Annotated in this window: 10 protein-coding genes; 8 read left to right on the top strand and 2 right to left on the bottom strand. The window is 46.5% G+C overall.

Going from position 1 to position 10,979, the window contains the following annotated elements; genetic code table 11:
• Nucleotides 1–168 precede the first annotated feature (168 nt).
• Nucleotides 169–558, top strand: a complete 390-nt coding sequence (locus QF041_RS11810; protein WP_047842246.1) for a hypothetical protein — start codon at nucleotides 169–171, stop codon at nucleotides 556–558.
• Nucleotides 559–564: 6 nt separating this feature from the next.
• Here QF041_RS11810 and QF041_RS11805 read toward each other — a convergent pair whose 3' ends face one another.
• A complete protein-coding gene (locus QF041_RS11805) occupies nucleotides 565–1,008 on the bottom strand; it encodes a GNAT family N-acetyltransferase (RefSeq protein WP_036611020.1) in 444 nt (147 codons plus the stop codon).
• Between the two features lie 604 nt (nucleotides 1,009–1,612).
• Between QF041_RS11805 and ilvB the strand changes: the two genes are divergently transcribed.
• From ilvB to QF041_RS11785, 4 genes are all read left to right on the top strand, one after another.
• The gene (gene ilvB, locus QF041_RS11800; RefSeq protein WP_036610160.1) at nucleotides 1,613–3,364 is read left to right on the top strand and encodes a biosynthetic-type acetolactate synthase large subunit; all 1,752 of its coding nucleotides are present in this window, start codon (nucleotides 1,613–1,615) and stop codon (nucleotides 3,362–3,364) included.
• Complete coding sequence (gene ilvN / locus QF041_RS11795) at nucleotides 3,361–3,843, top strand: acetolactate synthase small subunit (protein ID WP_024628317.1); 483 nt, start codon at nucleotides 3,361–3,363, stop codon at nucleotides 3,841–3,843. Before ilvB ends, ilvN begins: the two co-directional genes overlap by 4 nt.
• Before the next feature lie 261 nt (nucleotides 3,844–4,104).
• A complete protein-coding gene (gene ilvC, locus QF041_RS11790) occupies nucleotides 4,105–5,097 on the top strand; it encodes a ketol-acid reductoisomerase (protein ID WP_036669754.1) in 993 nt (330 codons plus the stop codon).
• A 139-nt stretch (nucleotides 5,098–5,236) separates the two neighbouring features.
• On the top strand, nucleotides 5,237–6,778 hold the full coding sequence (locus QF041_RS11785; protein ID WP_307414261.1) for a 2-isopropylmalate synthase: 1,542 nt from the start codon (nucleotides 5,237–5,239) through the stop codon (nucleotides 6,776–6,778).
• 261 nt (nucleotides 6,779–7,039) lie between these two features.
• Here the strand turns inward: QF041_RS11785 and QF041_RS11780 are convergent, their stop codons facing one another.
• Nucleotides 7,040–8,020 (bottom strand): aldo/keto reductase, encoded by a 981-nt coding sequence (locus QF041_RS11780; RefSeq protein ID WP_307414259.1) that lies wholly within the window; start codon nucleotides 8,018–8,020, stop codon nucleotides 7,040–7,042.
• Nucleotides 8,021–8,253: 233 nt separating this feature from the next.
• On the opposite strand from QF041_RS11780, the gene leuB reads away from it, so the two are divergent.
• The 3 genes from leuB (at nucleotide 8,254) to QF041_RS11765 (ending at nucleotide 10,919) form a co-directional block, all read left to right on the top strand.
• Entirely contained in the window at nucleotides 8,254–9,339 is a 1,086-nt protein-coding gene (leuB, locus tag QF041_RS11775; protein ID WP_133384120.1) for a 3-isopropylmalate dehydrogenase, read from the top strand.
• Between the two features lie 277 nt (nucleotides 9,340–9,616).
• Entirely contained in the window at nucleotides 9,617–10,156 is a 540-nt protein-coding gene (locus tag QF041_RS11770) for a peroxiredoxin (RefSeq protein WP_036610146.1), read from the top strand.
• A gap of 346 nt (nucleotides 10,157–10,502) precedes the next feature.
• Entirely contained in the window at nucleotides 10,503–10,919 is a 417-nt protein-coding gene (locus QF041_RS11765) for a hypothetical protein (protein WP_017689649.1), read from the top strand.
• Nucleotides 10,920–10,979 lie beyond the last annotated feature (60 nt).

Here is a 10,979-nt window from a genome sequence, read left to right as displayed (position 1 = left end):
GCCTTGTGCGGGCCTTTTTTTGTTTTCTTGAGCACCACCAAGCCGCTTTTTCACGTTTAACTTGGTTCTCGTGCAGATACCCATATTTTCAGGTAGGGACAAAGAAACAGGCGAATTCAGTGATGGACGAATACACTGTTTTGAACGATCCGAGGAGGAGGGGAAAGTATGAAACAACAAGTTACGCGTGATGAAGCGATGAAATTAATAGGCAAAAATATTGTTGCAATCAAAAAAGACGGCACTCGGGTTACGGGAAAGCTGTTGAAAGTATCGGGCAACAAACTGGTACTCAAGCGTTTGAATGGCAAAAAAGTACGTACAAAAGCGATTCTGCCACTGGTATTGTTTGACCTGCTCGCTATTGCCACACTGCCTTATGCTTATGGAGGTGGTCCCGGCTTCGGTCCCGGATATGGACCTGGACCAAAACCAGGCCCTGGATATGGTCCAGGCTACGGACCGGGATATGGACCTGGAGGACCTGGTGGCGGATATGGACCTGGTCCTGGATTCGGCCCTTATGGTCCAGGTCCACGTCCACCAGGATTTTTCTAGGACATTCTATAATGTTTTTTCCAATTCGTAGCAGCGGCTTATCATGATGTATCGAATCGCGCTGTATCCATTTTTTTGATAAAACTGAAGCCCTTTGGTATTGCCCTCATCCACCATCACTTTAGATCTTCGACAACCCCGAGATACCGCAAAGCTCTCTGCTTTGAGCAACAAAGTTTGCCCGTAACGTTTGCGTTGTTCTTTCGGACTAACGGCCATCATATCGACATAGAGCAATTCCCCATGCATGAGAAAATGGATGAATGCCACAGCAGCTTTGTCTGGCTCCGGCGAGACAACAAAGGTCATGCCCCTGTTCATTCGCAGGGGTATTTCTTTGCGGATTTTATTAATTTCCTTTTCGCTCATATGGGATAAAGGAACAAGTTGAGTGTCAATCAGCTTCATGATGGCGCCATCATCCAGCTTGGATGTGCGTTGCCGAATCACCATGCGGAGCCTCCTTTCAGGACCAGTCGTGCTGCTCGTATATCCTATGCCCGAAGCAAGATAAAAGGTGACTGAATGAAGCGCTGGGATTAGAGCAACCTTATAGGCTGAAGAGGGAGGAAGGAAGGTTCTCTGAATTTTTATGCAAAACAGGTATTGACTTATCGGTTGGAGGAATCATATAATGTTCCTAACATTTAACGAGAATATTTCATCGGCTATGAAGAGGACGAAGTTTTAAGGGCTCTTTTGCTCAGAGAGTGGCTGGAATTGCTGAAACCACCACCATTATCCCTTATATACGAGCTCACCTCGGAGCTGTTTTCCTGAAAAGCACTGGATGTCACTCCTTTAGCGTATTAGGGAAAATCGTATGTCTGCGTTACAGACAACAGGTATGGGAAACGACTATGTTCGTTTGAGCTATTCGTTTTGTTGTACCTGGTAAGGTCCGTTATTGCGAAATTTCGGGCAAAGTTGGGTGGTACCACGGAAGCGATAACCTTTCGTCCCTCGCAAGCATGAACTTGTTTGCAGGGGATGGAAGGTTTTTTTTGTAACTTTAAATGTCAGAATGGTGTAAATTCCGAGAGGAGGATGACTAATGGGAGCTCAAATTCCAGAAGTACGATCGACAGATGAATTACGTGAAAAATGGATGAAGCCGGAGGTCATTAGTGGTTCCGAAATTCTGCTGAGAAGCTTGTTGCTTGAAGGTGTGGATTGCGTATTTGGTTACCCGGGTGGCGCAGTGTTGTACATTTACGATGCAATGTATGGTTTCGAGGATTTCAAACACGTCTTAACCCGTCACGAACAAGGTGCAATTCATGCAGCTGACGGATATGCACGTGCAAGCGGCAAAGTTGGTGTTTGTATCGCTACCTCCGGACCGGGAGCAACCAATCTGGTTACTGGAATAGCCACGGCATATATGGATTCTGTGCCGCTGGTTGTCATTACGGGAAATGTTAATTCCAGCCTGATCGGCTCGGATGCTTTCCAGGAAGCGGATATTACCGGGATTACAATGCCGATCACCAAACACAGCTATCTGGTAAAAGATGTTAAGGATCTGTCCAGTATCATCCATGAGGCATTCCATATTGCCAACACCGGCCGTAAAGGTCCTGTATTGATAGACATTCCGAAAGATGTCTCAGCCAACAAAACCTTGTTTGAACCGAGTACTGAACCTGTTACATTAAGAGGGTACAATCCACGGACAGTACCAAACAAACTGCAGGTTGACCGTTTGGCTCAGGCCATTCAGGAAGCAGAACGTCCAATGATTCTGGCCGGTGGCGGTGTGGTATACTCGGGAGGACATGAAGAACTGTTCGAGTTTGTTGAGAAGACAGGCATTCCGATTACGACAACCCTTCTGGGGCTTGGTGCATTCCCAAGTGGGCATGAACTATGGACAGGGATGCCAGGAATGCACGGAACGTACACATCCAACCTGGCCATCCAACAGTCGGATCTGCTGATTAATATCGGCGCACGATTCGATGATCGGGTAACAGGCAAGCTGGACGGATTCGCTCCACATGCCAAAATCGTTCATATCGATATTGATCCGGCTGAGATTGGTAAAAACATTGCAACCGATATTCCAATCGTTGGTGATGTGAAGACCGTACTTGAAATAGCCAACAAAGAAGTTGGACGTGCAGAGCGTGCAGATGCATGGAGAGACCAGATCAAACAGTGGAAACAAGAGAAGCCATACAGTTATACGGATTCAGACGAAGTGCTGAAACCGCAGTGGGTTGTTGAAATGTTGAATGATACAACCAAAGGTGAAGCGATTGTGACTACGGATGTGGGACAACATCAGATGTGGGCGGCACAATATTACAAGTTTAATCAACCACGTTCATGGGTAACTTCGGGTGGTCTCGGAACGATGGGCTTTGGATTCCCTTCTGCAATTGGTGCTCAGATGGCCAACCCGGACAGACTCGTTATCTCCATTAACGGTGACGGCGGAATGCAGATGTGTTCCCAAGAACTTGCAATCTGTGCCATTAACAATATACCGGTAAAAATTGTGATCATTAACAATCAGGTCCTTGGAATGGTTCGCCAATGGCAGGAACTCATCTATGAGAACCGTTACAGCCACATTGATCTGGCAGGAAGTCCGGATTTTGTAAAACTGGCTGAAGCATATGGCGTGAAAGGATTGCGTGCAACGAATAAAGAAGAAGCAGCGCGTGCTTGGCAGGAAGCTTTGGATACACCAGGACCAGTCGTTGTAGAATTCGTAGTACGCAAGGATGAAAATGTGTATCCAATGGTTCCGCAGGGAGCAACAATTGATCAAATGCTGATGGGGGATGCTGACGAATGATTAGACATACGATTTCAATATTGGTAAACGATCAGCCAGGCGTCCTTCAGCGTGTATCAGGGTTGTTCGGTCGACGCGGATTTAACATTGAGAGTATTACCGTAGGTCAATCGGAAGAACCAGGACTCTCCCGGATGGTTATTGTCACCATTGGCGACGATAAAACGCTGGAGCAGATTGAGAAACAATTATACAAAATCATCGATGTCATTAAAGTGGTTGATTTCAGCCTGAAACCGATGGTAGCCCGTGAACTCGCCCTGATCAAAGTGAAAGCAGAGCCTTCCGAGCGTCCTGAAATTCTGGGTGTGGTAGAAACATTCCGCGCATCCGTTGTAGATGTTGGTCCAGGCAGCCTGATTGTGCAGGTAGTCGGAGATACGGACAAAATTGATGCTATGATTGAATTGCTCAAGCCATATGGCATTCGCGAATTGTCCCGTACAGGCATAACTGCATTGGTACGCGGCAACGTATAAAGCTATAATGAATGAAGAGGGACGACGGTTAGCTAACATATACAGTTGATCTTATGTGAGTGTCAGTCCCTTAACAGTTGTAATTTAACATTTTAGTGATGTAACGCTTGAAAATATAGCTACATTCCCGCATTAATGGGCGGGTGTCTGAACGGATCGGATCAGACCAGAGATGCTTTTGACACTCCAAGCGAGTCGGTCCCTTGAGACACCCGCTCATTAATGAAGGGTTCTTTACAATACAAAGGAGGACTTATAAACATGCCAGTAACTACTTATTATGAACAGGATGCAGAGCTTAACGTATTGAAAGGAAAAACGATCGCGGTAATCGGTTATGGTAGCCAGGGCCACGCCCAAGCTCAAAACCTTCGTGATAGTGGATTGAACGTAGTCATCGGACTTCGTGAAGGTAAATCCTTCGACACTGCAAAAAATGACGGATTTGAAGTTCTGTCCCCGGCTGAAGCAACAAGCCGCGCAGATGTAGTTCAAATCTTGCTACCAGACGAAACTCAAGCTTCTGTATACAAAAACGAAATCGAACCAAACCTGAAAGAAGGCGCTGCATTGCTCTTCTCACACGGTTTCAACGTTCATTTCGGTCAAATCGTTGCTCCAAAAAACAGCGATGTATTGCTGGTAGCTCCTAAGTCCCCTGGTCACATGGTACGTCGTACTTATGTGGAAGGTTTTGGTGTACCGGGCCTGATCGCGATTGAGCAAGATGCAACGGGTAAAGCTAAAGAAATCGGTTTGGCTTATGCTAAAGGTATCGGTTGTACACGCGCAGGGGTTATCGAAACTTCCTTCCGTGAAGAAACAGAAACAGATCTGTTCGGTGAGCAAGCTGTTCTGTGTGGTGGCGTGAGTGCATTGGTAAAAGCTGGATTCGAAACATTGACAGAAGCGGGTTACGCTCCTGAAATGGCATACTTCGAATGTCTGCACGAACTGAAGCTGATCGTTGACATGATGTATGAAGGCGGACTTTCAAGCATGCGTGATTCCATCAGTAACACAGCTGAGTACGGTGACTATGTAACTGGACCTCGCGTTGTAACTGAAGATACGAAGAAAGCAATGAAAGAAGTGCTGACGGATATCCAACAAGGTAAATTCGCACGCGACTTCATTCTGGAAAACCAATCCGGACGTGCATTCTTGACAGCAACTCGTCGTAACGAAGCTGAACATCCAATCGAAGTGGTTGGCGGACAATTGCGTGAGATGATGCACTGGATCAAGAAGTAAGCATTAACTTCTTGAGCATGCACTTTAAGGTAATCAAGTAAACTTAGAGCTTTAACTGGGAATAGCGGCCGTGCTTATGCGTGAGCCGCTATTGCTGGTTCAGAGAAACATATAATAACAAGTACAGGAGGTGCGAAGCGTGCGTAAAATCTATGTATTTGACACAACGCTGCGTGATGGAGAGCAATCCCCGGGAGTCAATCTGAACACTCGTGAAAAGGTGGAAATTGCCCATCAGCTCGAGCGGCTTGGCATTGACCGGATGGAAGCGGGTTTCCCGGCGGCATCTCCAGGTGACCTGGCAGCTGTCAATGCAGTAGCAAATGCGGTCAAAAATGTGACTGTAATTGGCTTGTCCCGTTCCAGAGAGCAAGACATTGATGCGGTTAAGGAAGCACTTAAAGGTGCACAGGACCCGTGCATTCACGTTTTCCTGGCAACTTCACCTATTCACCGTCAACATAAATTGCGCATGGACAAAGCGCAGGTACTGGATACAGCTCGTTCCGCGATTCGTTATGCCAAGAAAACATTCTCGAAGATTGAATTCTCACTTGAGGATGCAGGTCGTACCGAGTATGATTTCCTCGTAGAAATGGTGAATATGGCTGTTGAAGAGGGTGCAGCCGTGGTGAATATTCCTGATACAGTCGGCTACCTTAGTCCATATGAATACGGAAACATTTTCAAGCATCTCAAGGAGAATGTACACGGTATTGAAAAGGTACAGCTGAGTGCCCACTGCCATAATGACTTGGGTATGGCGACGGCCAATACACTTGCAGCCATTCTCAACGGAGCCGATCAGATCGAAGGTACGATCAATGGCATTGGTGAACGTGCCGGAAACACGGCGATCGAGGAAATTGCTATGGCACTGGAGACACGTCAGGAATTTTTCCAGGCGAAAACATCGCTGCAGTTGTCTGAAATTGCACGGACCAGTCGTTTGGTTAGCCGTTTGACAGGTATGGTTGTGCCTGGAAACAAAGCCATTGTTGGGGCAAATGCCTTCGCACATGAATCCGGCATTCACCAGGATGGCATGCTGAAGGAAAAAACAACGTATGAGATTATGACTCCAGAGTCCATCGGTCTGAAGGAAAGCAAACTTGTACTGGGTAAACATTCTGGTCGTCATGCCTTCCGTGAACGGTTGATTGATCTGGGATATGAGCTGGAAGAAGAAGCATTGAATCGGGCTTTCGCCCAGTTCAAAGATCTGGCTGATAAGAAAAAAGAAGTTACTGACGAAGATCTGCTTGCCGTAATTGAAGAGAAATTGCAGGATGCACCTGAGGTGTATAAACTGGAATCCATCTTCGTAACGTACGGAGATGAATCGGTACCAACGGCCAAAGTCCGCATTGCAACGCTTGACGGGGAGACGCTTGAGAAGCAAGCAGAGGGTAACGGATCGGTAGATGCAATCTACAATGCGATTGACCAGGTGAGTGGAGAAGACGTAACATTGTCTGACTATTCCATCAAATCGGTAACGCATGGTAAGGATGCATTGGGTGAAGTACATGTTGTGCTGACTCAGAATCAGGTTTCGGTACAAGGACGTGGCGTAAGCACAGATATATTGGGTGCAAGTGCACGTGCCTATGTAGACGGTCTGAATCAATTGATTGAGAAGCGCAAGACATATACGAACCGTGTAAACGTTAATCTGTAGGCTCCGGTGCAGCAAGCACGAACCCTTCATTCAACTGAACTATAAGCCGAGACACATATATGCTGCTAGAATGATTAATCTTTAATTTAATTGATTTAGTAGATCGTTCTGCTTACTTTGTTACGTTCAGTGAGGTACGTAAAGAGTCTGACTCTCCTGTGGAGGGTCAGACTCTTTTTCCTTTTATTTATATGATTATGACAGTAAAACACAGTGCAAGTTGCACGCCTAACTCTCGAATTGGCTTACACTATCAAGCTATTACCACGCGTATGCATTAGGTGCATGTCCACCTGGACCCGGGAAAATCTCATCCAGACGTTTGAGCACGGCTTCATCCAGAGTCACATCCAGACATTTGAGTGCGGTTTCAAACTGCTCCAGTGTACGCGGTCCGATAATCGGGGCAGTTACTGCCGGGTTGGCAGCAACCCAGGCCAAAGCCACCGTATCCTGTGGTTCACCGAGATCACGACAGAGTGCCGCAAAGTCTTCGAGTTGAGTCTGCTGTTGCTCGATCCGCCCAGCGATGCCTCCGCTGCGTGTTCCTTCCAGTTTCTGAAGCGCATTACGTCCCAGTAATCCACCATCCAGTGGACTCCATGGAATGACGCCGAGGCCCAGCTCTTTGGCAGCGGGCAGTACTTCCAACTCAGGCAAACGACAGTTGAGACTATATTTATGTTGCTCGGAAACCAGACCGAGGAAATGACGATTCTTGGCTTCGCTTTGTGCAATTGCAATCTGCCATGCAGCAAAGTTGCTTGACCCTACATAACCGATTTTACCCTGGTGAACGGCATTCTCGAATGCGCCCCACAGCTCGTTCCACGATATGGCAGGGTCCACATGGTGCATCTGGTACAGCTCGATATGATCCGTCTGCAAGCGGCGGAGGGAACCTTCCAGATGACGTCTGATTTTGTATGCAGAGAGGCCGGCTTCGTTGTTGGGGCCGTCTGTATTATCATGCATGGAGCCATAGACTTTGGTGGCCAGAACTACTTTTTCACGTCTGCCACCGCCCTGATTGAACCAGCGTCCGATAATTTCTTCGGTAAGACCGGAATTCTCACCCCAGCCGTAGATGTTAGCGGTATCAAAAAAGTTCACGCCTGCATCGAGTGCTGCGTCCATAATGCGGAAAGCCTCTTTCTCATCTGTAGCAGGCCCGAAATTCATGGTACCGAGACAGATTCGGCTGACCTTGAGGCCTGATTTACCCAAATACGAATATTGCATGTTGCTTATCCCTCCTGCGTACCTGATTTGAATTCAGCTATATTTTAACCCAGCCGGGAGGTCAGAACAACTTGGAAAGGCTAATCTCTATTGGCTTATAGGTAAAATCTATTAAAGTCATAGATTGTATATCTTGGTCAAATGACCTTGGAATATGATACAAAAGAGAGAGTTAATATGAGACGTTACTTTATGAATAATTAATGAATGAAATATAAGGAGTGGACAACCCAATGGCAGACGTGAAAAAAATTGCAGTTATTGCAGGTGACGGAATTGGCCCTGAAGTCGTAGCTGAGGCTGAGAAAGTTCTTAAACGTACGGAGGAAGTATTCGGTTATCGTTTTGAGACAGAGCATGCGTTGTTTGGCGGAATTGCGATTGATGAGAAGGGTACACCTCTTCCAGAAGAAACACTGACTGTATGTAAAAGTGCAGACGCAGTCCTGCTTGGAGCAGTTGGCGGTCCAAAATGGGATAACAACAGCAAGGAGCTTCGTCCGGAAACAGGCCTGCTGGGTATTCGCAAAGCACTTGGATTGTTCTCCAACCTGCGTCCGGCTGTCGTATTTGATTGCCTTAAGGATGCTTCAACTCTGAAGCCAGAAGTACTTGAAGGTACAGATCTGATGGTGGTACGTGAGTTGACAGGTGGGATCTACTTCGGTGAGAAATTCAGACGTGAAAGTGCACAGGGCGAAGAGGCAGTAGATACATGTGCATATAATGTAACAGAAGTGGAGCGGATCGTTCGTCAGGCATTCGAAATTGCGCAAGGACGTCGCAAAAAGCTGGCTTCAGTAGACAAAGCCAACGTATTGGAAACTTCCCGTCTCTGGCGTGAAGTCGTGAACCGGGTAGCACCGGATTATCCGGATGTTGAACTGGAGCATGTACTGGTGGACAACTGCGCGATGCAATTGCTGCGTCGTCCGTCCAGCTTCGATGTCATCGTAACGGAAAACATGTTTGGAGATATCTTGAGTGATGAAGCAGCGATGTTGACAGGTTCCATCGGTATGCTCGCATCTGCATCACTGGGAGAGGGCAGCTTCGGACTCTATGAGCCGGTACACGGTTCTGCACCGGATATCGCAGGTCAAGGCCTCGCTAATCCGATTGCAACCATCCTCTCTTTGGCGTTGATGTTCCGCACAACCTTTGGTTATGCAGAAGGTGCGGATGCCATTGAAGCAGCTGTGTCGGATGTATTGAACGCAGGACACCGCACAAGTGATATTGCTGTAGACAAGAGCACAGCGATCAGCACGACCGAAATGGGCGATTTGATCGTGGCGGCTATTCAGAAACAAGCGTAATTATATTACCAACTACAGGCAGCCCTTTGTTTCCAGTTATGGAATGTACAGAGGGCTGTTCCTTTATCATTATTGCCACGAAAAATCCTTATTTATAATGATTATAAAAAAATAATGTTTATAATCTTGACTTTGGGAAGTCCGGATGATAACATTTTACTTGTACTTGTTATCAAGTATCAAATCATTTTAATTACAGGAAAAGCGTACGCGTTTTTCTTGATGATGAGCAATCCGCAAGGATGCTTACATAATCCCAAAGGAGGAATTTTTAGTTATGGCAGAACGTTTGGTAGGTAGACCAGCACCGGATTTCGCAATGGAAACAGTATCGGGAGACGGACAAGACTTTGGTTCCGTTAAACTGTCCGATTATCGTGGCAAATGGCTTGTATTCTTCTTTTATCCTTTGGACTTCACATTTGTGTGCCCAACTGAAATTACAGCTTTGAGCGTTGCTTCCGAGCAATTCAAAGCTTTGGATACAGAAATCCTTGGCGTGAGCGTAGACTCCGTGCACAGCCACAAAGCATGGATCAACACACCTGTAGACAGCAATGGTCTGGGTCAATTGAACTTCCCGCTGGCTTCCGATATCACGAAGCAAGTGGCTAAAGATTACGGCGTTCTGATCGAAGAAGAAGGCGTAGCATTGCGCGGTCTGTTCATCATCGATCCAGAAGGCGAATTGAAATATCAAGTGGTTAACCACAACGATGTAGGCCGTAGTGTTGAAGAAACACTTCGCGTACTGCAAGCACTGCAATCCGGCGGATTGTGTGCAATGAACTGGAAACCAGGCGACACTAACCTGTAAGCCAGGTTAACTTGAACGGTTTTTGTTCAAGCCCTCATCCCGTTAGGGATTGAGGGCTTTTTGCACCCTTTTGGCGGAAGTTATCACGAAGTTAATCAAAAGTGTTTGAACAAGCAGCTAAGCGTGTTAATAATATATTAGAAGAAAGTCTTCTTTTTATCTGTTGAAAGAGGAATTGATGGCCTTCAAGGCGAATAGGGTATGGAAACCCGGTAAATATTCCGGTGCTCTGCATTTATAATCTGTACATGAATGTGATACACTGATGGAACTATTCCTTTTCGGAAGTGCTGGAAGTGTACGGGATGGCATTTGTCCCGGCACGTAATAAGGAGGGTGAACAAAAATGAGTTACTGTTGTGGGGCAAGTATGGTTGGAACGAAGGGCACGCTGAAGCATTACCGCACCCAGGTTCATAATGTTCCCCTGCTGTTTTGCCCGGTGTGTCATCGGGTTGAGGTGCATTATAAAGTGGAAAACGAATACGAAATTCTGGCTGAATACGCGCATGGAGACGGTGCATCTGAGATCGACTTTCAAGATTATGTTACAGAAGATGAGGATGCGATTTTTGAAAACTGTGTAAACCGTGAGAGCGAGGATGCCATGGTCATTGTGCAACGCCAGATTGATATGGCTCTGGATTTGCTCAGGCTCGCCAAGGAAACCAAAGACGAGAAGTGGGAAAGCGAACTTAAACGTCGATTAGCTGTGATGAGTCAGCGCAGACTGAAAATTCAGCATAATAAGACCGGACTATAGATGATCTCGGATATATCACCAATTAAAGATATTAAAAACGAAGCTGATTTGCCTATTGGG

Source organism: Paenibacillus sp. W2I17 (assembly GCF_030815985.1).
Classification (GTDB): Bacteria; Bacillota; Bacilli; order Paenibacillales; family Paenibacillaceae; genus Paenibacillus.
The sequence above is the reverse complement of the archived record's forward strand: the minus strand, read 5'-3'. Positions and strand labels throughout refer to the sequence as shown.

Coding starts and splice junctions, on each gene's coding strand:
- QF041_RS11810 (WP_047842246.1), top strand. CDS start 169: ATGAAACAACAAGTTACGCGTGATGAAGCGATGAAATTAATAGGCAAA.
- ilvB (WP_036610160.1), top strand. CDS start 1,613: ATGGGAGCTCAAATTCCAGAAGTACGATCGACAGATGAATTACGTGAA.
- ilvN (WP_024628317.1), top strand. CDS start 3,361: ATGATTAGACATACGATTTCAATATTGGTAAACGATCAGCCAGGCGTC.
- ilvC (WP_036669754.1), top strand. CDS start 4,105: ATGCCAGTAACTACTTATTATGAACAGGATGCAGAGCTTAACGTATTG.
- QF041_RS11780 (WP_307414259.1), bottom strand. CDS start 8,020: ATGCAATATTCGTATTTGGGTAAATCAGGCCTCAAGGTCAGCCGAATC.
- leuB (WP_133384120.1), top strand. CDS start 8,254: ATGGCAGACGTGAAAAAAATTGCAGTTATTGCAGGTGACGGAATTGGC.
- QF041_RS11770 (WP_036610146.1), top strand. CDS start 9,617: ATGGCAGAACGTTTGGTAGGTAGACCAGCACCGGATTTCGCAATGGAA.
- QF041_RS11765 (WP_017689649.1), top strand. CDS start 10,503: ATGAGTTACTGTTGTGGGGCAAGTATGGTTGGAACGAAGGGCACGCTG.